Below are 23,736 nucleotides of genomic sequence, written 5' to 3' on the forward strand. Positions count from 1 at the left end.
ACAAGGGGACTATTTCTCAGAGCTGCTCCGTTGTCACCACAACGGATAAGGCCATCCCGTATCTATTGCTGAAAATTATTTAATCAGAACGTATGTATAACAAAAGTACGCCACACATTACAGGCCGCATGCTAACTTGGTTGGTTTGCCTGCTGCTGCTTTCCGGAAAAATAGCACAAGCCCAGCAGGCCACCAATGCGGTCACGATTCAGCTGAGGAATGCCAGTATCGAACAGGCCTGTTCTGCCATCGAGAAAGCAGCCGGCATCACATTCACCTACAATGATAGCAAATTACGCCTCTATAAAGGCACCATCTCACTTGAAACAACAGCACCACTTACCGATATTCTGAACCGTATCTTTAACGGCAGCGCCCTGAAATGGTCGCTGAAGGGAAAAATGGTTGTGCTTACGGAAGATCCGGAGTACAAACAGCAACGTACTGACAACGAAAAAAAAGGCCGCGTTACCGGCGTTGTTACTGAAGCCAGCACGGCTACCCCGGTGCCCGGCGTAGTAGTGCGCTCCGGTAAATACGCTGCTGTAACGGATGCCCAGGGGCATTACGACCTGGCACTGCCGGTAGGTAAATCTGATCTTTCCCTGAGTCATGTGAGCTACGGTACGCAGCTGGTAAAAGGTATCCGGGTAGACGAAGACCAGGTACTCAACCAGGATGTAGCATTGTCTATCTCTAACAGCGACTTGAAAGGGGTTGTAGTAGTAGGATATGGCAAACAATCCCGTAAGCTGCTGACCAGCTCCATTACCACAGTAGGCAATGGCGATTTTAACAAAGGGAACTTCAACAATCCGGCTCAGCTGTTGCAAGGCAAAGTAGCTGGTTTGACCATCACCCGCTCCGGTGATCCGAATGCGGCCCCTTCCGTAACCCTCAGAGGTCCATCTACACTCCGTACCGGTGCTGCCCAGGAGCCTTTCTATGTAATAGATGGTATTCCCGGTGCGGATATCCGCCTGGTAGCACCCGATGATATCGCTACCATCGACGTACTGAAAGATGCTTCTGCTACGGCGATCTACGGTACCAGGGCTACCAACGGGGTGATCATTATCACCACCAAAAGAGGTAGTGAAGGACAACTGCAACTGAATTACGCTACCTATGTATCTTTCGAAAGTGTAGCACGTCGTATCAAAATGATGGATGCTAACCAGCTGAATGACTACCTCGGGAAAAATAACCTGGCACAGGATCCCTCTGATAAACAAGGCGCCAATACAGACTGGCAGAAGGAAATATCCCGCAACGCGGTGTCTCAGAACCATTACCTCTCTATGAGCGGTGGTGCTAAGAATACAGTGTTCAATGCCTCCCTCAACTATTTTGACAACAAAGGTATACTGAAAGGCAGCCAGCTGAAACGTATCATCGGCCGAGCTACTGTAGAGCAGCGAATGTTTGAGGATCACCTGCGTCTTGGCCTCAACATTGCCTCTACCAACAGTACCAGCAATATCATCCCTAATCAGGATATCGTACTGTACAACAGCATGCGTTACCTGCCTACTGTACCCGTAAGACAGCCGAATGGCGCTTATACCGAAAACCTGCAACGGGTGCAGTACTACAACCCGGTAGCGCTGATGGACAACGCCTGGCAAAAGAACGAAAGTAAGGTGAGTGTAATAAATGCTTATGCGACGGTGAAGCTGCCCTGGGGTTTTAAGTATGACCTGAATGTTACTTCACAGACAGAACAATTGAATACCGGCGCCTACTATACCAGTCAGTATACGTTGAAAACAGGTATTAACGGAGAGGCGATCCGTTCTGCCTACCAGAACAAGAAGACCATCCTAGAGTCATTCTTCACTTTTGATAAGAAACTGGGACAGCACGATATCAATCTGCTGGGTGGCTATAGCTGGCAGGAGGATGTGAATGGCGATGGTTTCCAGGCTAATAACCAAAACTTCCCGACGGATGCATTGGGGTATATGAACATCGGTCTTGGTAACCCTGCTGCTGGTTTTAAAACAGATTTTGGTCCGAACGACTACCAGAAATTACGCCTCATCTCTTTCTATGTGAGAGGTAAGTACAACCTGGGCAACAAATATCTGCTGCAGGCTTCTGTGAGGAGGGATGCTTCTTCTGCATTCGGTATCAACAACCGTTGGGCGACCTTCCCGGCCGTATCATTGGCCTGGCGTGTGATCCAGGAGCCATTCATGCAGCACCAGCAGCTCTTCAATGACCTGAAATTACGTGTAGGCTATGGTGTGACTGGTAACTCTCTCGGCTTCAACCCGATGATCTCCAAATTCCGTAACAGTACGACCGGTACTTTCTTCTACAACGGTCAGTTTGTAAATGCGATCGGACCTTCCCAGAATGCTAACCCTGATCTTAAATGGGAGAAGACGGCTATGCTCAACGTAGGTGTAGACTTTTCTATCCTGAAAGGGAAGATAAATGGTAGCATTGAATATTACGACAAAAAGACGACAGACCTGATCTGGTACTATACGGTATCTACCACCCAGTTCGCCACTAATACCTTCACGGCAAACGTGGGTTCCATCTCCAACAAAGGGATAGAGCTGACACTGGATGCCACGCCGGTACAGACTAAAAAGTTCAGCTGGAATACCTCCTTTAACCTGGCACACAACCGCAACGTGCTGCTGTCCTTATCCAATGACCGCTTCAAGCTGGATTCTATCTTCCAGGCAGAGCCAGGTGGTCAGGGACAGACAGGTTCTATGGTACAGATACTGAAATCCGGTTATCCGGTAGGGCAGTTCTTTACCCTGAGATATGCCGGTAAAAATGAGAACGGCGTATCCCAGTTTTACGGTAAAGACGGTAAACTGACCACCTCTCCACAGAATTTCAAAGACTATTTCTATGCAGGGAATGCGCAGCCTAAACTGTTGCTGGGATGGAACAACTCCTTCCGTTATGGCAACTTCGACCTGAATATCTTCCTGCGTGCTTCCCTGGGAGGCAAGATCATGAATGCTACCCTGGCAGATCTCAACAGACCGGATGATGTACGCAGCTATAACCTGCCTGCTTCTTCTGCTGATGAATCTCCCAGAGATGGTAATGCTTACAAGTATTCCGACAGATATATTGAGAATGCTTCTTATCTGCGCCTGGATAACATGACCCTGGGTTATACGTTCCAGCATTTCCGTAAGAACATCCGCAGTATCCGCCTGTATGTGTCTGGCAACAACCTCGGTATCCTGACCGGCTACAAAGGCATAGATCCTGAATTGAACCTCGGTGGCCTCACGCCTGGTATAGACAACAAAAACTATTATCCGCGCACCAGGGCTTTCCTATTCGGACTGAATGCTTCCTTTTAATACACCGATCAAAAAATATTGACATGAAGAAGTGGAACTTTAAATATACCCTCCTGGCTGCCTGCCCTTTGTTGCTGGCAACTGCCTGTACTAAAATAGATGTGCCGGTAGAGAATGAACTGACACCGGATAACTTCCCGAAGACGGAAAAACAGATGATCCTGGCAACAGGGCCTGCTTATGTACAGTTTCGTAACTCGTATGCTACTTCCTTCTGGCAGCTGCAGACATTGAGTACGGATGAGGCGATCCTGCCCAGCCGTGCCGGTGGGTGGTACGATGGTGGCCGTTATCAGCAGATGCACTATCATAACTGGACGGCAGACAATGCGATCGTCGCCGACAGCTGGAACTGGGGATTCTCTACTATCAGTACCTGTAACCGTATCCTCTGGCAACTGGAAAAGGCGGACGAGACGCCCTTTAAAAAGACCGTTATCGCGGAGTTGCGTACACTGAGAGCGATCTCGCTGTACTTTATGATGGATGCTTATGGTAATATACCCGTTCCTGTTACCTTCGGAAGTGCAGACCTGCCGGTACAGAAGAAAAGAACCGATGTGTTTGCCTTTATCGAAAAGGAGATACAGGAAGTAATACCGCAGCTAAGCACTGCCAACGATGCGACTACGTATGGTCGTCCTAATAAATTCACGGCTTTTGCGTTATTGGCTAAAATGTACCTGAACGCTACGCAGTACGATCAGGCCCCGAAATATACGCAGGCAGTAGCGATGTGCGACAGTATCATCGTATCTCGTAAATACGACCTGGAAGATGATTTTGTGAAGATGTTCTATCCGGACAATGGTCCCCGTGTAAAAGAGTTCATCTTTGCGGTACCTTACGACCAGGCGAATGCCAAAGGCTGCCAGTTCTCCTGGATGTCGCTGCACCCGGCATTGCAGCCTAAATATAACCTGGCCTACCGCCTGAGTAACCCCGTAAGTACGCTCCCCGCTTACTATGCACAGTTCAACCTGGCCGGCGACGTACGTAATGATATGTGGCTTATAGGTAAACAGTCGTTCTTTGATGGCAGACCGATCATCATCAAAACCACCAAGAAAGGGCTGGATAATAACTACAACGGACCTGATCCTACCGCTCCGGTTGACTTCCAGCTGGAATTTACCCCGAATGTAACGCTGGTGAATGCGGACCGTTTTGAAGTAGGAGGAGATGAGCTTGGAAAAGCCAAAGGTATCCGCAACATCAAATACTATCCGGATGTAACGGCTACCAGCAGGGATCAAAGCAACGACGTAGCGGTGTTCAGGTATGCTGATGTGCTGCTCATGAAAGCAGAGGCGGAGTTGAGAGGCGCTGCCGTAACCAATGGAGAAACCCCCGAAAGTCTCGTGAACCAGATCCGTACCAAACGTAAAGCTACTACCGTTGGTACTATCACCCTCGATGAACTGCTGATGGAAAGAGCCCGCGAACTGAACTGGGAAGGCTGGCGCAGGAATGACCTGATCCGCTATGGAAAGTATGAAGGCAGCTGGGGATATAAGACAGATAATAACACCTTTAAAAGAATATTCCCGATCCCTTCTGCTGAAAGCATCTTAAACCCTTCATTGCAGCAGAACCCGGGGTACTAATGCAAATTATCTATTCTATAATTAAACCTTAACCACATGAAAAAACATCACGTTCTCCTGTTGGGCAGCTTTATCACGTTGCTGTTCTCCCAATGTAGCAAACAGGGTGACCTCGACGGATTGACCCCAGATGGCAGGAAGGCGAAGACGGAAGGAATGGGCTGTAATTGTACGGAAAGTGGTCGTAAGATCACCGGAACGCAGGCAGAAGCTCTTGCCAAAGCATTCGCACCACTCCTGAAATTTGACCAGGCGTCGCCGGACTATCCTACCAGCGTAATGGATGTCTGGAACGCTACCAGCCCAGCCAGCATTGTTTGTGGCGGCAAGCTGGTACTTACAGACAGGACGGCACCAAGAAGCATGAACTTTCCTACTTATTACGAGGTGCAGTCTAATCCCAACGATCCTAACAAAGTCTTTATCGACTATTGGTGGGTGTACAAAAGACAGGAGAATTGTTTTGCCGACCAGGGTGGTCATGATTATGACTTAGAGCATACCGTGATCCAGGTTAACAAAGCAACGCAACAGGCTATCAGCGTTACCTACTTCCAGCATGCTGGTTGGTATACCAAAAAAGCCAATGCCGTGATGGACAATAACAGGGTGGCCATATTTGTAGGTAAGATCGCGCATGGTTCCTACCATAACCGTAATACCATCAGCTTCCCCGGCTACTCTTGCAGCTACTGGGGAGACTATCGTAACCCGAACGGCGACAAAGACTATGTACAGACTACCAACAACCTGGTACAGATGTCTTGCAGCATCGATCAGTTCAACTTCGATGGTAACTGGGGTGATCCGGGTAAAGGGCCTTTGTTCCGCGACAGGGCTTACTGGAACTATAAAACCTGCCGGGGCACCGATGGCCTCTTTGGCCAGGATGGATGCAGCGCGAGCGACTACGATCAGAATGCGCTGATCGGCAATCTGTAAGCAGGAGCATACAAACAATACAGCATCTTTAGGGAGGGCTGACCAAAAAGGTCAGCCCTTTTTTGCTTTATGCTGTTGACTACCAGTCTTTTGTGTTATTTCTTTATCTTAATGGATTGATTGTTAGCTTGTTATGTACCCTTTGTATAAGCGTTCTATAAGCGTTGTATAAGCATTGTATAAGCTGGCTATAGTCATTGTATAGGCAAGGTATACCGATTCTATAGCTATTGTATAAGTTTGGATAGGGTTAGCTTATACAATGACTATACGAATGTTATACGAATGATACAGGAGCGCTATAGGAATGATATAGGAACGGGACCTGTGGAAATGATTTTTTTAATATGTGGCGCCGATGTGTTTATTTTGTTGTTAACCGATTCTGTTACTGACTATCATCATTCATCCCGGACCTTATGAGGCGAATTATTCAACTTCTTGCTGCTGGTTTTCTTACTGTAGGTATTGTGGATATGCCTATCAACGGTACCTTGCCTTCCCGTGTGGGCGCTTATGCCGCCGGGGATACGATGATCTCAATAACCTGCGTTTTGTATTGCCGCCGAAGGCAGTAGAATCGCTGATCGCTAACAACTGGGCGTTTGCGGCCGAGGTAGCGAATGAATTATGTTTTCAGTGTAAATACGTCAATCAGTATAGCAAGAGTACAATGGCTAAATTTATAAATTTCAATTTATTAAGCGATTGGGGATAATGGGTCTCAAAGCTAAAATTCCAACAGAATGAAAAAGTCCTTCAGAACGGATCAGCAGGCAGAAAGCCGACCCGGGTCGGTTTAAATTCTTCCCCTTATAACCAATAAGAATATACTGGAATAAAAAATTGTTCCCCTTAAAAAAAATCACTACTTTCATTTATATAGAATGAACCTGATTTGTTGGCCGACAAGAGATAGATCACCTGAAACAACATTCATCGTAATCCTGTAATCACAATACCCACGTAACCCTTCATCATTTTCATAGAACAGTACTGCATTGTTATGCCGCCTGGCAGTGATAACTGCATTATACAGGGCCATGCCGAAAACCCTCAGAAACGAGTAGGCAATATCTTCATCTTTTACAAAAACCATCTTATGAAAAAGCAAACCATCCTCAAACGGTTCGATGCAATGTCCCGCAATGAACTGCACAAAGTAAACGGAGGCGGTAACAAAGTATCTCCTGATAAGTGTCCTTATGGTAAGAAATGCGGCAGCCACGCAGACTGTGGTCCATGTGCCTGCTGGCGACATACCGCTACCTGTAACGATTGGGTATTATAATCACCCGGACCGGTAAAAGAAGCATGCCTTCAACAGGCATGCTTCTACCTGCATTATCAATATTCTATAGATACATAAGGAGAACGATCCGAATCGTGCTGATAGGACGATCGGGGCCCTGATGTATCGCTGCTGTTGCTGTAGATGATATTATCCAGCTCCCGGATATATTCCCGCCTCCCCGCAAAAGAGGAGACTACTAAACCCGCAAACAAATAACGATGAACAGATAATTGCCCGTACCCGGATAACAACGGATAAGATAAAGAAGGGAGTGTCGTACTCCAATAAAGAGACAGGATAAGAAAAACAGTTTTCATGTAGATAGGTTTTTGGCATATCGGTTATGTCGGCATAATAGACTTGGCTAAAGCGCTCCTAAAGGCCCGTCCAATGGTAATTCGGTTAACAATATTGAGGTGCTCGGTTCAACAAATATAACTGGATACCCTGCGTCCAGGATGCGTAAAATAATGCAAGAGATCGAAATTATAAGCTGTTTTGAATGCCTTTTCCATATATTTATTATATACATACTTCCCTGTCCGAAGAGCGATACATACCTGGTTTTAAACCCAATCCCACATATGAAACAGCTTACATTTCAAACTGCCATCATCAACCGCTCCCAGTTGAAAACGATCACGGGCGGCGGTAATCAGGTAAGAAGAGCCACCTGCGACGGTGAACCTTGTTCCCGTATAAAAGCTTGTTATGATCCCTGGCCAGCGCCTGCCTGTGTATGTTCTGCCGGCAGTGGTCCCGGACTAGGTATTTGCTATCACCCTTGATGCTTTTCATTAAAAGAAGCTGGGCCGCTACTCAGCTTCTTTTAATGACCATTCCGTTAATAGCAGCGATCGCTCTTGCGGAAATGTATCGCTTTTTCTACAATCTGTATGTCCGCAATGGGATCTTTCAGCAGATATTATTGGTACTCATACTGGCAGATATTTTGTGAAGCACTATATGATAATCCTTTTCATTTATTACCCATTAAAAATTGAACATCATGGCAAAGTATTCACAAAAGAGTCAGGAGAAAGTAGAGAAAACCATGCATGAAATGAAAGAAGGAAAATTGAAGAGCGGGTCAGGCAAAAAAGTAACCAGCAGAAAACAGGCAGTGGCCATAGGGCTATCAGAGGCGCGTAAAGAAGGTGCTAAAGTACCTAAAAAAGCAGCCGCTAAAAAAGGAGGTGCTAAAAAAAGTACCGCTAAAAAGGCAACCGCTAAAAAGGCAACGCCAAAGAAAAGTACGGCTAAAAAAGCTACGGCAAAAAAAAGTACCAGCGCTACGAAACGTACCACCACCAAAAAAACGGCTACCGCTAAAAAAGCAGCACCGAAAAAGAAAACAGCGGCAAAAAGAAAAACAGCGGGTAGCAAGAAAGCAGTGGCACATGGTTGACGAAATGTTAAAGTAAGCCGTGACCGGTAAGCCCTGTATAGAATGGCACGTCACTTGCAATTCTTATAGTATGGAAGTAAAACTAATTGTATGGAAAAGCGAGCAATCACAGTATACATGGGAGGTAGGCCTTACCGGTTATTTATTACCCTCGACAATGAAAGAAATCAGGTCCTTTACGAAGTAGTAACACACGACAACCCTGAGCAATTTATGGCAGACTTTATAGGTCAGGAGCCAGTACTGATAGAAGAGATCAGTACCTTGCCGGAAGAAGGACAACGCATTGTGGAAGCCGAACAAGTCGCCAGGGTCATCTGGCAGGAAATACTCGATGAAATGTCGAGATAGATACGGCAGACTATCGTAAATAGTGCTATCAATAGCAATAGGAAAACTTTCTCCACCCTACTCCGGCGCCGGAGCTCACGCCTATCATTCCCCCTCACATAAAAGCAACGGGACGTTAATCCCGTTTGAATATCTTCGAAATAATGAAGATAATCAGAAATAATATCGCAGCTACGATCAGGATACCCGTCCAGACACCCGCTTTGAAGATGCCCTCTATAACACTGCAACTGCTTAAAAATAATAAACCGGATAAAAGTAGTGAGTAAGATAATTGTTTCATAGCGTTTTATTTGATCTATATTATTGTCATACATCATATCCTATGCCAGAGTTAAAGACTTGGCTGAAGTGCCTGGGCACATTCTTTCTCTTTTTACCATAAATTTTTATATATTATCGCTCAATTACACCTGAATGCTTACTATTCCCTGTTATAAAGTGCAGACGCTAAGGCGTATTATATGATAATGGCAAGAGACAGTGAATTATATCTCAATAGTGAGGAAGGACTAATCCGGGGAATCCATAACAAAGACCGTCGGACGTTTACCCATGTCTATGAGCTACACTTCCAGGGGCTCGTCCTGGCTGCAGACAGATATGTTAAAGATCCCGGCATCGCCAAAGAATTGGTACAGGACATTTTTATCCGTATCTGGGAACAACCCGCCCTGTTAAATGAAAATGGCTCGTTACGGGCATACCTCTATAAAGCTGTCATCAACCATTCACTCAATTATATAAAAAGAGAGAAAAATATTGCCCGTCATCATAATTTGATCGCGGAATCCCTGACCGATAGCTACCTGGAAACTTTGCAGGAAGAACAGGAGCTGAAGGTGGAGATATACCGCGCCGTAGAGCAACTGCCGGCACAATGTCGCAAAGTGTTCAAAATGAGCAGATTCGATGGGCTAAAATACCGGGAGATCGCGGCAGACCTGAAAATATCCGAAAAAACAGTTGAAAATCACATCGTACATGCACTAAAGCTACTCCGGGAGACCTTATTACAAAATCCCGAAAGACCCAGAAGCCCCTCCGCTACCCTGCGGATCATGTCATGGCTGTTCTTCTAATGTCATACCACCGGAAAGATCACCGCATATCCACATTATGCAAAAAAAATATACGAATCCTGGGAAATGCTGCGTTACTATTTGTTGGCTTTCATGGAAAACTGTCAGGTAACAGCCATCAGAAAGGAGCAAACAAGGGAAAAATAGCAGGGGTGAAAAAAATTTTTGAAAGCACTAGGGGGGTACCCCCTCATTAATTGTAGTAATTAAAAGGCACACAAATTAATGTCAAAGGACTCAATTCAATGGGAACTGCTGGTAAAGCATTTCAATGACCCACAAGATACCTCACTGGCGCAAAAAGTGGCTGCCTGGCGGACCGAATCTCCCGACAACCAGAAGACGTATGAGGAACTCAGCCGCCTATGGAATTTCTCTGGAGAGATTAGTATCCTGGACAATTTTGACCTGAAAAATGAAGTAAACAGCCTGGTAGGAAAGCTGCCGGCAACAGACATAATAGAGGAGGAGGAGCCGCCCGTTAGCGGGCGTAACAACAGAAAATGGATGTGGGCCGCGGCAATATTGCTCATCACGGGCGCTGCCATGGCCTGGTGGACCCTGGAGATGAACAAGGTAAAATACCTGGACAGACTCACAGATGCCACTACCGCAGATACCATCCTGCTGTCCGACAGCTCGCACATCTATATGGATCATAGCAGCCATGTCAGGTATCCCGACAGATGGACCGGCCAGACCCGTACTGTATTCATGGAACAAGGGAATGCCTTCTTTGACATCGCTTCCGACCCGGCCCCTTTCATCGTAAAAGTAGGTACTTCCAGTATTACCGTACTGGGCACCTCCTTCAATATACGCCTGCAGGGAAACACCCTTAACCTCTCCGTGAAAACAGGGAAAGTAAGGTTTGATACACCCAACCAGGAAACCATATTGAACGCTGGCATGGGAATGAGCTATAACACCACGACAGATTCCATCAGCACCTTCGATGCCGTTAATACCAACGAAGACGCCTGGATAACCCGCGAACTCGTTTTCGTAGATGCATCCCTTACCGAAGTATGTAAAAAAATGGAAATATTCTACAATGTGAAGATCCGCTTTAAAGGAGACGTTCCACTGAGAAAATTAAACGCGACATTCAAAAACAACAGGCTGGAAGAAGTATTGGAAATATTGGAAGCCGCCTATCCTGTTAAAGTTACTCAACAGGGAAACGACATCATCATCAAAAGCAAATAACAGTCACCGCAACAGTAACGTGATAAAAAATAGTAGCACAAAATTGTAGAAGAGTAGGGGAGGAAGATAGTTAGCGTATGAAACATATCAGGGACAAATAGCATTCAGGAAAAGATATTGTTTCATCCGGTTTTAGTTGACTCATGACTGCACGCTGCCGGCATCGCTGGCAGCTGTAGCGATGTTAGCTTTGTTGAAAATGAGAATAAAGAAATAATAATATTAATAACCAGAATCAGATCGCTAAGTGACCTGCATTATACGCAGGAAGCATTGGTAGTTGACTTCGCAGAACGACCTCCCGTCAACCGGGTCGAGATCCTTGTGCCAGTCCCCGAACAAAATACTTACCACATACGCCATGATCCCTGGTACCCATACTTATGCCAATATTCGCGTAACCTATAATAATTAACAGATGTTTGAAGTCCGTTACAAAAAGAAAAGACCAAAATCCAGGCTGCTGCTGCTACTGCTTACAGTGTGTTGCCTGCAGGCAATGGCCAATCCGTTGTCAGAAGAACAGCTACGCACCGAAAAACTCGAAGCGATCCTGAGAAAGATGGAACAGAAGTTCAATGTAGTATTCGTTTACGATGCTGCAGTGATCAGTAAGGAAATGAATGTAGAGCTCAACCTGGAAAAACTGTCCATGACCGATGCCCTGAAAGTATTAGCTAACCGTGGTATCTCCTCCCGTATCATGGGCGATAAAGTGATACTCACCCGCCCTGCGCAGCCGGAAGCTGCCCCGCAGCAACAGGTAGTTGCACTCAAAGGCCGGGTAAGCGTTAGAAGTGAAAATGGGGACATCAGCTTCATGCCGGGTATCAGTATTCATGAAAAAGGTACGCAGAATGGTACCGCTACCAACAACAAAGGCGAATTCTCTATCAAAGTGAGTGCAGGCGCTACCGTAGTATTCTCTATGGTCGGCTTCAAATCACAGGAAATAAAAGTAACCTCTTCCCGGGATAATATGTCCGTCATGCTGGAAGAGAATATTACCACCCTGAACCAGGTAGTGGTAAACGGATACCAGACTATCGACCGCAAACTGTTTACCGGTGCGGCCACCGCCCTCAAAGCGAGCGACGTACGCAGGGATGGTATCACCGATGTCAGCAGGATGCTCGAAGGCCGCGTAGCGGGGGTATCTATCCAGAACGTATCCGGTACTTTCGGTGCCGCTCCGAAAATCCGGGTACGTGGCGCTACCTCTATCACCGGTGATAACAAACCTCTTTGGGTAGTAGATGGTATTATCCTGGAAGACGTAGTTAACGTATCCAACGAGCAGCTCTCTACCGGTGATGCCACCACCCTCATAGGCTCGTCTGTAGCCGGCCTCAACCCGGACGACATCGAGAGCTTCCAGATATTGAAAGATGCCGCAGCGACCGCGTTGTACGGCGCCCGCGCGATGAACGGAGTAGTGGTGATCACCACCAAAAAAGGCCGCGTAGGAAAACCACTGATCTCTTACACCGGTAACTACTCTACCTACCTCAAACCGAAGTACAGCGATTTCAATATCATGAACTCCGCCGACCAGATGTCTGCTTACCTCGAAATGGAACGTAAAGGCTGGCTCAACTATGCCGACGTATCCCGCAGAGCAAATGGTGGCGTATTCACTAAACGCTCCGATCTGATACATAAAGGACAGTTGCTGAATACACCCGAATCAAAAGGCGACTACTTGAAAAGATATGCCGCCGCCAATACCGACTGGTTCGATATCCTCTTCCGCAACTCCTTCATGCAGGAACACTCTCTGAGCATATCCTCCGGTACCGAAAAAACACAGCTTTACTTCTCTACCAGCTTCCTCAACGATAACGGCTGGACTATCGGAGATAATGTAAAACGGTTCACCGGTAACGCCCGCGCTAACTTCAACGTAAATGAACGCCTCAACTTCGGCCTCATTACACAAGCCTCTATCCGTGATCAGCGTGCGCCCGGTACCGTAGGCCGCGTCAGCAACCCGGTAGAAGGTAAATATGCGCGCGATTTTGATATCAACCCTTTCAGCTACGCACTCAATACCAGCCGTACCATGACCGCATATGACGAAAATGGTAACCTGGAATATTTCAGAAGGAACTATGCTCCCTTCAATATCATCAACGAACTGCGTAATAATACCCTCGATCTGACCATGATCGACCTCAAACTTCAGGGAGAGGCTTCCTACAAAATATTACCTAACCTCAAATACTCCTTCCTGGGTGCATTACGGTATGCCAAAACCAACCGGGAACATAAAGTAAAAGAGAATGCGAATATGGCCATGGCCTACCGTGCCGCCGATGACGCTACCATCCGTGCCCGTAATAAATTCCTGTACCGGAATCCCGACGATCCGGAAGCAGAACCGGTAGTAGTATTACCCTATGGCGGTTTTTACAATACCAATGATGACTACCTGGTCAGCTACAATCTCAGAAACTCCCTGGAGTGGAATAAAACGTACAACAACACCCACATATTCCACGTCCTGGCTACACAGGAGCTGCGCTACGCAGATCGCCAGAATAAATTCAGCTATGGATATGGATATCAGTTTGATAAAGGAGGGGTGCCTTATGTAGATCCTAATGTTATCAAACAAGGGGTAGAGGGCAACTTCGACTTCTATGGCATGAGCTGGAGATACGATCGCTTTCTCGCTTACATGACCAACGCCGCCTATTCTTATAAAGGCAAATACAACCTGAACGGTACCGTGCGTTATGATGGCTCCAACCTCCTGGGTAAAGCACGTACTGCACGCTGGCTGCCTACCTGGAACATCAGCGGATCCTGGAACCTGGATACAGAAGAGTTTATGAAGCACCAGTCCACCATCAACCGGTTGACACTCCGTGCCACTTACGGTCTCACTGCCAGTATGGGCCGCGCTACTAACTCCAGCCTCGTACTGATCGGTAACAGGACCAAACGTCCTTACCTCTCGGAAGTAGAGTCTGTGATCAATATCCGCGATTTGGAAAACAGCGAACTTACCTGGGAAAAGCAATATGAAACGAACGTCGGTGTGGATGTAGGCTTTTTCAACGAACGGATGAACCTGACATTGGACCTCTACAACCGGGATGGCTTCGACCTGATCAGCCTCATGCGTACCTCCGGTATCGGCGGCCAGTTTGAAAAGTCTGCCAACTACGCCGATATGAAATCAAAAGGTATCGAGGTTACTATCGGCGGCAACATCATCCAGCATAAAGACTATGGATGGCGTACACAACTGACCTTCGCCTACAACAAGAATAAGATCACCAATCTCCGCAACAACCCCAATATATGGGATCTTGTGGGCGCTGATGGTGGTCCGCTCCAGGGCAGACCCTACCGTGGTCTTTATTCCGTGCAGTTCTCCGGATTAGACCCGCTTACAGGTGCGCCTTACTTCATCAATGAAGCAGGAGACAAATCCCATAACGTATACCTGCAAAGCCAGGATATCAAATATCTTAAATATGAAGGTCCGGTAGATCCTACTACCACCGGCGGTTTCTTCAACTCCTTCCGGTATAAGAACTTCACCTTGTCTGCTTTGCTCACCTTCAGCGCCGGCAATAAGATACGCCTGAACCCCGTATTCGATGAGAGCTATTCAGATCTTACCGCCATGCCGCGTGAATTCCGCGATCGCTGGATGGCGACCGGTGACGAAAAACTCACCAATATCCCTGCTATCCTAGATCAACGTGCCAACGCTGCATTAAATGGTTTCTATACTTATAATGTATACAACTACTCTTCCGAAAGAATAGCAGATGGAGGATTTGTGCGCCTTAAACAGGTCTCACTTACCTACAACCTGCCGGTTCGCTACCTCAGCGCAATAGGTGCCAACAACCTGTCCCTGAGCGCTGTAGCCAACAACCCATGGCTCATCTATGCCGACAAAAAGCTGAACGGCCAGGATCCGGAGTTCTTCGGCTCCGGTGGTGTGGCACTGCCCATCCCTAAACAATACACCGTATCATTAAAAGTAGGATTCTAACGACTAAAGAGACCGACATGAAAAAATCATTCCTATATACTTCATTATTACTACTGGCGATATCCTCAGGGTGTAAAAAATATCTGGAGAAAACACCGGATATGCGTACCGAACTAGACTCCCCTGAAAAGGTCGCTGAACTCCTCACCAGCGCCTACCCCAGGGCGACCTATTTCACCTTCGCGGAAGCAATGTCCGACAACGCGGAAGATAAAGGCGTAGCCTCCTCCGACCTGGTAAATGCTGCTCCCTGGTTCTGGCGTGATATGGAATTCCGTGACCTCGACTCGCCGGACTTCTACTGGCAGGGTACCTACAAAGCTATCGCTGCCGCCAACCATGCTCTCGAAGCGATTGCACAGCATCCCGGAGAAGATGCTTATAAACCCTATAAAGGAGAAGCCTTGCTGGCCCGCGCATATGGTCATTTTATGCTGGTCACCTTCTTCTCAAAGGCATATAACAAAGGTACTGCGGCTTCCGATCCGGGTATCCCTTACGTAACACAACCGGAAAAGGTAGTCGTAGGAAAATATGAGCGTAAAACAGTGGCTTATGTATACGAACAGATCGAAAAGGACATCCTGGAAGGTCTTCCGCTCATCAGCAATGCTGCCTACAAGGGAGCCCCTAAATATCACTTTACCGTAGCCGCAGCAAATGCATTCGCTACCCGCTTCTACCTCTTCAAAAAGGACTATGCCAAAGTACTGGAACATGCCAATAAAGCATTCCCCGGCGGCAATATCCTGCCCTTCCTGCGTGAAGTGAACAGCGTAGCCTACCGCTCCCAGGAACCGCTGGTAAAAGAGGCCGAATACACTAAAGCCACTACCAAAGCCAACCTCCTGCTGGCAGAAGCCAACTCCGTTTGGGGGCGTAGCTACTTCAGCTATCGCTATGGACCGGGATTCAAATTCGTGCAGAAATACCTTTGGGGCGATAACGTTACCCGTGTAAGCCGTTCCGACAGAAGAGGCATCTTCGGATTCATGCTGTATGGCCGCGAAGAGACCATCCGTACTCCTAAGTTCAGAGAACATTTCGTGAAGACAGATGTGAATGCCACCTTCGGCGACCCATACGTCATGGCGCCCCTGCTCACCGCAGAAGAAGTACTCTTCAACAGGGCAGAAGCCAATATCGAACTAGGTAACTACGATGCGGCACTCAAAGACCTCAACGACTATGCCAGCACCCGTATCATCTCCAACGACAGCAACGACCCGAACTACTATCCGCAACTGTTTACGATCACCGAACAAAAGATCAGGGACTTCTACGGTACGTTCGACCTGAAAGCAGGCTTGATATCTTCTCTACTGGACTTCAAAAGGGTAGAGTTCTTCTTCGAAGGGATGCGCTGGTTCGACATATTACGTCACAACCTGCCGGTAGTACATACCACCTTCGATGGCAGGAACTCATACGTGCTGGGGCCTAATGATCCCAGACGTGTAATACAGATCCCACAGGAAGCACAATCTGCCGGATTAGAATTAAACCCCCGTTAATCTGTTACTCAAATACTACTATCATGACACGCAGATATATCCAATACTTTTTAATCGCCGGCCTGATCGCTATGGTTTTCTCCGGCTGTAATAAAAAAGAGAATCTTAACATCGACCTGCCTTATAACCCGGACAACTGGGTAAAAGGCCCTATCGATGACTGGATACTCAGCAACTACACCAAACCGTTTAATATCGAAATTAAATACCGTTGGGAACCTTACGAGGTAAAGATCAATAAATTCCTCGTGCCGGTATTTGAAAGCAACGTCGTGCCCGTAATGGATATCGTTAAAAAAGTATGGGTAGACCCTTATACCCAGGAAGCCGGTGTAGACTTCATAAAAAAATATTCCCCTAAACAGTTCGTATTGCTCGGCAGCGCCGAGTACAACAACGATGGTACCATCGTATTAGGGGAAGCAGAAGGCGGTCGTAAGATCACCCTGACACAGCTCAACAACTTCGACAGAAAAAATGTGCCCGCTGTTAAACAGATGCTGCATACCATTCATCACGAGTTCGCACACATCCTCCATCAGACCATCCTGTATCAACGGGAGTATAAGCAGGTGACGCCGTCAGGATACACCGCCTCCTGGTACAATACCTCCGATGCTGATGCGCTAGCTATCGGCTTTATTACGCCATATGCAAGAGCCAGCAGCGACGAAGACTTTGTAGAGATGATTGCCACCATGCTGGTAGAAGGTAAGGCCGGTTTTGACGCGATCGTTAACAGCGCCCCCGCACAGGGCCGTGCATACCTGCGCCAGAAAGAAGCATTTGTAGTAGCCTACTTCCAGAATAGCTGGAACATAGATATCTACAGCCTGCAGAGCAAAACAGAGGCGGCAATTAAAGAGGCTACCAAATAAGGCCCATTTCATTCAACTTATAACTATCTGACATGAAAAATATCTTACTGGCAGGACTGATGATCATACTGGTGTTATCAGGCTGCAAAAAGGTAAATGATGATCTGGCCCTGGGCAAACGGCCCGATGAAAGGCTCAACGAAATATTGAATCAATATAGTAAAGACCTGACAACGGGTGCTCCCAACGGTTGGAAAGCATATCTCTTTCCGAAAGCCGGGTTCGGATTCGGATATTACTTCACCTTCGATGAAAAGAACCGGGTGAAGATGTACTCCGACTGGAACGCCGCGACAGCTACACAAGCCTTTGAGAGCTCTTACCGCATCAAAGCTACGCAGCGCCCGTCCCTGTTCTTCGATACTTATTCCTATATCCATATCCTGTCTGATCCTGATCCGTCCGTAGGCGGTGGTGTTGCCGGCGCTGGTTACAACTCCGATTTTGAATTCGGATTCGACTCCACAAAAGCAGATGTGATCTATCTGACCGGTAATCAAAATAAAACCCCTTTGTACATTGTCAAAGCTACCAAAGCCGAGGCCGATGCCTATAAAGCAGGTGGTCTCAATGCCTTCATGGATGAGATCAACAACTATCTTCAGAAAAATACGTTCCTCTACCTCGATATCGATGGTAAAAAGATCGCGACCTCCCTGGTACCCGATGCCAGATCGTTCAGCCTCGCTTACGAAGAGGGTGGTAGCCTGAAAACAACCTCTTCCGAATTTGCTTTCTCGCTCAACAGCATCTTCCTGAAGAAACCACTGACCTACGGCGGTGTTACTTTCCGCGAAGTGTTCTGGGATGCTGCCAAAAAGGAATTGTACATCCTGTCCGGTAATACCCGCATCCCTGTAAAAGCCGGAACAACACCGATCTTCCCCATGCATCTCATGCTGGGAGTATCCTTCACCGGTATCTCTGTACCAGGTGCTCCACTGGAAGGCTGGTCCGATGGCTTTAAAGCGGAGTTCCAGCAGGCAGCCAGGAACCTGCAGGCTTCATTCAGCATCACCTTACTGCAAATGAACTTCGACTTCGATACCGAACTGAAAACCATGACCCTCCAGATGATCATCCGTCAGGGTACTACTAACTTCCAGGCACTGTACTACTACGGTTACACGAAAACACAGGATGGCATATTTAAGTTCAAACAGAATGCGGCACCCAACGGCAACGGTGGGGTAATCGCTACCGCCGTTAATCCGATACTCAAACATATCGATGCAGAACGCTTTAAACTGGAATACCTGCTGTCCCAAACGGGTACACTGGGACAGTTTATCAGCCAGGATAACCCGGCTATTAAGTTCTCCGGTACAATGAAGTAAGGAGTATAAAGTGTTGATACTATAAAGCTAATAATCATGAAGAAGATATGCTTATATACGTGGATGGCCCTCACCGTTTTGTCTGCTTGTAAAAAAGATAATGACACCAGCCATCCCATACAGAAATCATTTGTCGATCCGCAACAAGCCCTAGAGGATTTCAAAAAACAACTGTCCACCGGCGGCAATGGCTGGGAAGGATTTATCATCCCTAAAGAAAGTGGTGTACATCGCGTATTCTTCCAGCTGGATGATGCAAAAAAGGAAGCGACTTTATATAGCGATTTTAGCCCGGTAACAGCAGGTACTCCAGGTAAGGGGACGTATAGCCTCTCGGTAACAGAGAGCATCAATCCCACGCTGAGTTTTAAAGAGGGATCATACCTGGATTCGATTACTATCAACAGCCGGAAAGCCGATTTGAACTACACTTTCAAATCTGTGAACGGAGATACTATCCGCCTGCTTGGCAATCGCTACAGCGATGAGCTGGTGCTCGTAAAAGCCAACCCCCAGGCATTGGCAGACTACAAAGCCCGTTACCTGCTGCGGTCTATGGCCTACCTGAACATCTACCTCTCGCAGGCAAGATTCCTCTATGCACAACCGGATGCCAACACTGCCCTTCAGATCACCGTAAATGCTTCTTCCAAGATCGCAGGTGTCACCTACCTCGCGTCTAACCAGAAGGCGGCATTTAACCTCACTGATTTCGCTTATACCTTAAATGGTATTTACCTGCGTCGCCCCCTGATCATCAAAGGCAACGCGGTACAGGAGATATTATGGGATGCCACCGCACAGAATTTCTATATCCAGTACGGCGGTACCAAGACTTACCTGAAAAATGCCTCTTTCCCGGTAATCCCGCTGACATACCTGCTGGGTAGCCCGCTGCTGCCTTCTACTTTATCGCTCCTGGGACCTGAAGTATTCTCCGCCGGTGGTCAACCGATCGTATTGCCAGGCTGGTCACAGGAATACAATAACATCTGGAATGCAGTAGACCTGGACCTCTACAGGAGCTTCGGCCGCTTTATGCTGGTAAAGGAATTTGCCATAGATGTTCCCAACAAAACCATGACCTTGAGCATTATCCTCTCCGGTCCCGCTGGGACTTCCCTCAGAGTGCCTTTCCCTTATCGCTATACCGTAGGTACTAACGGTGCGTATACCTTTACTGCATTAGCACCCACCGATGCCAATGCGAAAGTAATACAAGCGAAAGTAAAGCCACTCCTGGATGTAATGGCGGCACAACCCTTCCTCATCGATTACTACGATGGATGGAACGTACCCGGCATATACGATGTAATGGCCAGCTTCAAAGGAACCGTTAAGACTACTATCAGCTTCACTGCCATGTTCGGCAAAGCGATTTAATACCACCCCTATACCATTTGTTACCATCCTATTTATTATACATACAAAGAGGGCGTCTTACGGGATGCCCTCTTGCTGTTTTTAGCCTGTTAACACTTCCCTAAAATAGCGTACGTCTATCCTCGCATAGACATAATCTCTTGGTATATCCGCCTATTATACCGACCTTTGTGCTACTTTAATCTACTGCGCAGCTAGACCCCATCCATTACCACTGCATCTTTAGCAGCGGCTTGTCTCCCCTGACTATACTTCAACTTTAAATGATGAATAACATGATGAATGCTATAACACCAGCACTGAAATTCCGTACCCGCCGTTGGGTAAAACCCGAAGACCTGAACCCTAACCAAACCCTGTTCGGTGGCAGCCTGCTCAAATGGATCGATGAAGAAGCCGTGATCTATGCGATCATCCAGCTTAAAAATCCACATGTGGTCACCAAGCTGATATCAGAGATCAACTTCATCAGCGCCCCTCGCCTGGGAGATATCATAGAGCTGGGCATCGTAGCCACCGACTTTGGTACTACCTCCCTGACGCTCAAATGTGAAGTGCGTAACAAACTCACGCAGGAAGCCGTACTTACGATCGATAAAATGGTCTTCGTCAACCTCGATGCCCATGGCAAACCTACGCCACATGGTAAGACTGAGATCACCATTCCACCGGCAACGATGTAATTGCTATCCGGAAGAGATGTAAATTGTGGTACTTTTTTAAACGGAACCCATATGAACATCCACAAATACGTACTCCTCCTTGTTAGCCTGTGCGCTACCCTGACAGTAAGATCCCAGCAAAAAGTAGTTGTGTTTCAGACAGATTTTGGTTTGAAAGATGGCGCTGTCGCCGCTATGAAAGGGGTGGCCTTCGGTATATCCTCTTCGCTGTCATTGTTCGATCTCACACACGAGATCCCGGCTTACAATATCTGGGAAGCCGCCTATCGGCTGGAACAAACAGCTCCCTACTGGCCGGCGGGCACCGTCTTCGTGTCCGTAGTGGACCCCGGTGTAGGATCTGAAAGGAAATCAGTCGTGCTTAAGACAAAAACAGGACACTATTTTGTGACCCCGGACAACGGTACACTTACCCTGGTAGCCAGATCAATGGGCATCCAGGAACTGCGGGAGATAGATGAATCCCGCAACCGCCGTCAGCAGTCTGCCGGCTCATATACCTTCCATGGCAGGGACGTATACGCCTATACAGCTGCCAGGCTCGCCGCCGGTGTCATTACCTTCGAACAGGTAGGACAACGAATGACCGATACCGTTGTGTCTATCCCATTTCAGGCACCCCACGCAACAAAAGACCATATTAAAGGGAACATACCCATCCTTGATATCCAGTATGGTAACGTATGGACCAACATCGATGAAAAAACTTTCAATTCGCTCCAATGTAAACACGGTGATATGCTCCGCATCCGTATATCCAAAGGGAGTAAGTTGGTATGGCAGGGGACCGTCCCATTCGTAAGTACATTTGCTACCGTACCGGAAGGGAAAGACCTCGCTTACCTCAATAGCTTAATGAACCTCTCACTGGCAATAAATATGGGTAACTTCTCCGAAAAATACAGGGTCTTCAGCGGCCCGGAGTGGAATGTGGAAGTATCCCGCAATAAATAACCAAACAATTATCGCAATAAAAAAGCATCATCCCGATGAAACTACAATTATGGCGGCATGCTACCGTATTGCTGCAAATTAACGATCTGCGCATACTGGTAGATCCTTATCTCGCAGATAAAGATGTTTTCCCACCCATCCCCAACACTGGCAACACCAACCGTAATCCGGGCACGGCACTCCCATTCTCTGATGAAGTATTGCAAGAGCAACTTGGGCAGCTGGATGCTGTCATCGTCACCCATCTCCATCCCGATCACTGGGATACAGCTGCCCAGGAACGGGTACCTAAACACCTGCCTTTGTTCTGCCAGCCAGAAGATGAACAGACACTCATCAGCCAGGGTTTCCAACAGGTCATCCCGGTATCGCAGGAGCTGAGTTGGCAGGGTATTCGTATCACCCGCACCAGCGGACAACATGGAAAAGGAGAGATCGGTAAACTGATGGCGCCCGTATCTGGTTTTGTTCTTGACAATGGTGAGGACAAGTTATATATCGCCGGCGATACCATCTGGTGCGAAGAAGTAGCCGCCGCCCTGGCAGACCTGCGCCCACAGTTCGTAGTGGTTAATGCAGGCGCTGCAGCATTTATCCAGGGTGGTGCCATTACTATGACCGCCGACGATGTGAAAGAAGTAATTGAAGCAGCAGGCGTACAGAAAACGGTAGCTGTACATATGGATACCGTCAATCACTGCTTCCTGCTCAGAAAAGACCTGAAAGCCTATCTGCAGGAAAACGGACTAACCGGAAAATGCCTGGTGCCCGAAGATGGAGAATGGCTTAGTCTATAGGCGTAGCGGCACGTAGCAGGGTACTCATCTCATCTACAAAAGTGCGTACTACCTGTCCGTCTGTATCAAGTGTAGGGTCTAATATCGTGATCTCAATACCGGCACATAGCGGAGATGCCAGCAACGGCTGCAGCGTCTCCGCTAATTCCGTATAGGTAAGTCCGCCTTCCTCCCTGGAATCCACACAGGGCATCACCGCATCATCCAGTACGTCCACATCCAGGTGTATCCAGAACCCATCCAGCTCCTGCTCCGATACCATCTGCAAGAAACCGGCCGTCACTGGAAGAATACCTGCTGCGCGTACCGCCGGCAGGTCATAGTAATAGATTCCGCTCTCGCGTATGAATGCTACATAAGTAGGATCAAAATCCCGGTTGCCAAATGAAAAGACATGCTCCTCCTGTATATAAGGACCGGCATTGTCTATGTTAGCCAGTTTGGCAGGCCCATTACCGGTAACGAGCGCAAGGTCTATACCGGCGGCTGCCTTCGATGCAGAATGCACCGGCAAAGCGTAATCTGTATGTCCGTCCATAAAGAAAAGCCCGTAGCGCCCCCGGCGCTTTAACGCTAGCGTATTTCCCAACAGGATACTACAGTCGCCGCCTATCACCACTGGCAGATAACCTTCCTCTATGACGGTACCTACCTTTTCTGCCAATAGCAGGCTATAGGCAGCAACAGCATCGGCATTTAAGACCCCGCTTTCCCTATCCAGCTGCATATTGTAAGGCGGCGCGGCTACCGTCATACTTTGACGGATACCGGACAAGCGGTTAAAGTCGTGCGCCGCTAATGCCGCGGGTAGTTGTCTTACACCAGGTGCTACACCGGGGATAGGAGCTTTCAATCCCACATTAACAGGGGCAGCAATAAGGAATTTCTCTTTTATTTGCATACCTTATGAACTTACAAAAAAAGCGCCATACCGGCAA

Annotated in this window: 20 protein-coding genes; 17 read left to right on the forward strand and 3 right to left on the reverse strand. The window is 47.5% G+C overall.

Annotated features, from left to right (window positions below; translation table 11 throughout):
* Window positions 1-92: 92 nt before the first annotated feature.
* The 4 genes from KTO58_RS07235 (at window position 93) to KTO58_RS07250 (ending at window position 7,184) form a co-directional block, all read left to right on the forward strand.
* Complete coding sequence (locus KTO58_RS07235; RefSeq protein ID WP_198314986.1) at window positions 93-3,344, forward strand: SusC/RagA family TonB-linked outer membrane protein; 3,252 nt, start codon at window positions 93-95, stop codon at window positions 3,342-3,344.
* A gap of 23 nt (window positions 3,345-3,367) precedes the next feature.
* Window positions 3,368-4,951: a RagB/SusD family nutrient uptake outer membrane protein gene (locus KTO58_RS07240; RefSeq protein WP_095840025.1), complete on the forward strand. Its 1,584-nt coding sequence runs from the start codon at window positions 3,368-3,370 to the stop codon at window positions 4,949-4,951.
* A gap of 36 nt (window positions 4,952-4,987) precedes the next feature.
* The gene (locus KTO58_RS07245; protein WP_095840024.1) at window positions 4,988-5,893 is read left to right on the forward strand and encodes a hypothetical protein; all 906 of its coding nucleotides are present in this window, start codon (window positions 4,988-4,990) and stop codon (window positions 5,891-5,893) included.
* A gap of 1,102 nt (window positions 5,894-6,995) precedes the next feature.
* Window positions 6,996-7,184: a hypothetical protein gene (locus tag KTO58_RS07250; protein WP_157753131.1), complete on the forward strand. Its 189-nt coding sequence runs from the start codon at window positions 6,996-6,998 to the stop codon at window positions 7,182-7,184.
* 56 nt (window positions 7,185-7,240) lie between these two features.
* Here KTO58_RS07250 and KTO58_RS07255 read toward each other — a convergent pair whose 3' ends face one another.
* A complete protein-coding gene (locus KTO58_RS07255; RefSeq protein WP_157753130.1) occupies window positions 7,241-7,504 on the reverse strand; it encodes a hypothetical protein in 264 nt (87 codons plus the stop codon).
* 267 nt (window positions 7,505-7,771) lie between these two features.
* On the opposite strand from KTO58_RS07255, the gene KTO58_RS07260 reads away from it, so the two are divergent.
* The 3 genes from KTO58_RS07260 to KTO58_RS07270 all read left to right on the forward strand — a co-directional run bounded on the left by KTO58_RS07260 (window position 7,772) and on the right by KTO58_RS07270 (window position 8,946).
* A complete protein-coding gene (locus tag KTO58_RS07260) occupies window positions 7,772-7,975 on the forward strand; it encodes a hypothetical protein (RefSeq protein ID WP_095840022.1) in 204 nt (67 codons plus the stop codon).
* Window positions 7,976-8,196: 221 nt separating this feature from the next.
* Window positions 8,197-8,595: a DUF6496 domain-containing protein gene (locus KTO58_RS07265; RefSeq protein WP_225860110.1), complete on the forward strand. Its 399-nt coding sequence runs from the start codon at window positions 8,197-8,199 to the stop codon at window positions 8,593-8,595.
* A gap of 90 nt (window positions 8,596-8,685) precedes the next feature.
* On the forward strand, window positions 8,686-8,946 hold the full coding sequence (locus KTO58_RS07270; protein ID WP_157753129.1) for a hypothetical protein: 261 nt from the start codon (window positions 8,686-8,688) through the stop codon (window positions 8,944-8,946).
* 115 nt (window positions 8,947-9,061) lie between these two features.
* On the opposite strand, the gene KTO58_RS07275 is transcribed toward KTO58_RS07270, so the two are convergent.
* Window positions 9,062-9,229: a phosphatidate cytidylyltransferase gene (locus KTO58_RS07275; protein WP_095840020.1), complete on the reverse strand. Its 168-nt coding sequence runs from the start codon at window positions 9,227-9,229 to the stop codon at window positions 9,062-9,064.
* 187 nt (window positions 9,230-9,416) lie between these two features.
* Between KTO58_RS07275 and KTO58_RS07280 the strand changes: the two genes are divergently transcribed.
* From KTO58_RS07280 to KTO58_RS07325, 10 genes are all read left to right on the forward strand, one after another.
* Window positions 9,417-10,028, forward strand: a complete 612-nt coding sequence (locus tag KTO58_RS07280; RefSeq protein WP_157753128.1) for an RNA polymerase sigma-70 factor — start codon at window positions 9,417-9,419, stop codon at window positions 10,026-10,028.
* A gap of 225 nt (window positions 10,029-10,253) precedes the next feature.
* Window positions 10,254-11,237, forward strand: a complete 984-nt coding sequence (locus tag KTO58_RS07285) for a FecR family protein (protein WP_095840018.1) — start codon at window positions 10,254-10,256, stop codon at window positions 11,235-11,237.
* Window positions 11,238-11,655: 418 nt separating this feature from the next.
* Window positions 11,656-15,252 (forward strand): SusC/RagA family TonB-linked outer membrane protein, encoded by a 3,597-nt coding sequence (locus KTO58_RS07290; RefSeq protein ID WP_095840017.1) that lies wholly within the window; start codon window positions 11,656-11,658, stop codon window positions 15,250-15,252.
* Between the two features lie 17 nt (window positions 15,253-15,269).
* A complete protein-coding gene (locus KTO58_RS07295; protein ID WP_095840016.1) occupies window positions 15,270-16,766 on the forward strand; it encodes a RagB/SusD family nutrient uptake outer membrane protein in 1,497 nt (498 codons plus the stop codon).
* A 23-nt stretch (window positions 16,767-16,789) separates the two neighbouring features.
* Complete coding sequence (locus KTO58_RS07300; protein WP_095840015.1) at window positions 16,790-17,644, forward strand: zinc-binding metallopeptidase; 855 nt, start codon at window positions 16,790-16,792, stop codon at window positions 17,642-17,644.
* Window positions 17,645-17,676: 32 nt separating this feature from the next.
* Complete coding sequence (locus tag KTO58_RS07305; protein ID WP_225860111.1) at window positions 17,677-18,981, forward strand: DUF4302 domain-containing protein; 1,305 nt, start codon at window positions 17,677-17,679, stop codon at window positions 18,979-18,981.
* 36 nt (window positions 18,982-19,017) lie between these two features.
* Complete coding sequence (locus tag KTO58_RS07310; protein ID WP_095840013.1) at window positions 19,018-20,364, forward strand: DUF4302 domain-containing protein; 1,347 nt, start codon at window positions 19,018-19,020, stop codon at window positions 20,362-20,364.
* A 275-nt stretch (window positions 20,365-20,639) separates the two neighbouring features.
* On the forward strand, window positions 20,640-21,047 hold the full coding sequence (locus KTO58_RS07315; RefSeq protein WP_225860112.1) for an acyl-CoA thioesterase: 408 nt from the start codon (window positions 20,640-20,642) through the stop codon (window positions 21,045-21,047).
* A gap of 51 nt (window positions 21,048-21,098) precedes the next feature.
* Window positions 21,099-22,001 carry an SAM hydrolase/SAM-dependent halogenase family protein gene (locus KTO58_RS07320; RefSeq protein WP_095840011.1) on the forward strand — a complete coding sequence of 301 codons (903 nt, stop codon included), beginning with the start codon at window positions 21,099-21,101 and terminating at the stop codon, window positions 21,999-22,001.
* 35 nt (window positions 22,002-22,036) lie between these two features.
* Window positions 22,037-22,798 carry an MBL fold metallo-hydrolase gene (locus KTO58_RS07325; protein ID WP_095840010.1) on the forward strand — a complete coding sequence of 254 codons (762 nt, stop codon included), beginning with the start codon at window positions 22,037-22,039 and terminating at the stop codon, window positions 22,796-22,798.
* Here KTO58_RS07325 and KTO58_RS07330 read toward each other — a convergent pair.
* Complete coding sequence (locus KTO58_RS07330; RefSeq protein WP_095840009.1) at window positions 22,788-23,699, reverse strand: arginase family protein; 912 nt, start codon at window positions 23,697-23,699, stop codon at window positions 22,788-22,790. The genes KTO58_RS07325 and KTO58_RS07330 overlap by 11 nt on opposite strands.
* Window positions 23,700-23,736: the final 37 nt, after the last annotated feature.

The organism is Chitinophaga pendula (assembly GCF_020386615.1).
Taxonomy (GTDB): domain Bacteria; phylum Bacteroidota; class Bacteroidia; order Chitinophagales; family Chitinophagaceae; genus Chitinophaga; species Chitinophaga pendula.

Bases quoted from the DNA above. Each gene is read 5' to 3' on its own strand.
- KTO58_RS07315 (WP_225860112.1), top strand. From the start codon at position 20,640: ATGATGAATGCTATAACACCAGCACTGAAATTCCGTACCCGCCGTTGG.
- KTO58_RS07290 (WP_095840017.1), top strand. From the start codon at position 11,656: ATGTTTGAAGTCCGTTACAAAAAGAAAAGACCAAAATCCAGGCTGCTG.
- KTO58_RS07300 (WP_095840015.1), top strand. From the start codon at position 16,790: ATGACACGCAGATATATCCAATACTTTTTAATCGCCGGCCTGATCGCT.
- KTO58_RS07250 (WP_157753131.1), top strand. From the start codon at position 6,996: ATGAAAAAGCAAACCATCCTCAAACGGTTCGATGCAATGTCCCGCAAT.
- KTO58_RS07245 (WP_095840024.1), top strand. From the start codon at position 4,988: ATGAAAAAACATCACGTTCTCCTGTTGGGCAGCTTTATCACGTTGCTG.
- KTO58_RS07260 (WP_095840022.1), top strand. From the start codon at position 7,772: ATGAAACAGCTTACATTTCAAACTGCCATCATCAACCGCTCCCAGTTG.
- KTO58_RS07280 (WP_157753128.1), top strand. From the start codon at position 9,417: ATGGCAAGAGACAGTGAATTATATCTCAATAGTGAGGAAGGACTAATC.
- KTO58_RS07240 (WP_095840025.1), top strand. From the start codon at position 3,368: ATGAAGAAGTGGAACTTTAAATATACCCTCCTGGCTGCCTGCCCTTTG.
- KTO58_RS07235 (WP_198314986.1), top strand. From the start codon at position 93: ATGTATAACAAAAGTACGCCACACATTACAGGCCGCATGCTAACTTGG.
- KTO58_RS07285 (WP_095840018.1), top strand. From the start codon at position 10,254: ATGTCAAAGGACTCAATTCAATGGGAACTGCTGGTAAAGCATTTCAAT.
- KTO58_RS07265 (WP_225860110.1), top strand. From the start codon at position 8,197: ATGGCAAAGTATTCACAAAAGAGTCAGGAGAAAGTAGAGAAAACCATG.
- KTO58_RS07310 (WP_095840013.1), top strand. From the start codon at position 19,018: ATGAAGAAGATATGCTTATATACGTGGATGGCCCTCACCGTTTTGTCT.
- KTO58_RS07295 (WP_095840016.1), top strand. From the start codon at position 15,270: ATGAAAAAATCATTCCTATATACTTCATTATTACTACTGGCGATATCC.
- KTO58_RS07255 (WP_157753130.1), bottom strand. From the start codon at position 7,504: ATGAAAACTGTTTTTCTTATCCTGTCTCTTTATTGGAGTACGACACTC.
- KTO58_RS07320 (WP_095840011.1), top strand. From the start codon at position 21,099: ATGAACATCCACAAATACGTACTCCTCCTTGTTAGCCTGTGCGCTACC.
- KTO58_RS07325 (WP_095840010.1), top strand. From the start codon at position 22,037: ATGAAACTACAATTATGGCGGCATGCTACCGTATTGCTGCAAATTAAC.
- KTO58_RS07270 (WP_157753129.1), top strand. From the start codon at position 8,686: ATGGAAAAGCGAGCAATCACAGTATACATGGGAGGTAGGCCTTACCGG.
- KTO58_RS07275 (WP_095840020.1), bottom strand. From the start codon at position 9,229: ATGAAACAATTATCTTACTCACTACTTTTATCCGGTTTATTATTTTTA.
- KTO58_RS07330 (WP_095840009.1), bottom strand. From the start codon at position 23,699: ATGCAAATAAAAGAGAAATTCCTTATTGCTGCCCCTGTTAATGTGGGA.
- KTO58_RS07305 (WP_225860111.1), top strand. From the start codon at position 17,677: ATGAAAAATATCTTACTGGCAGGACTGATGATCATACTGGTGTTATCA.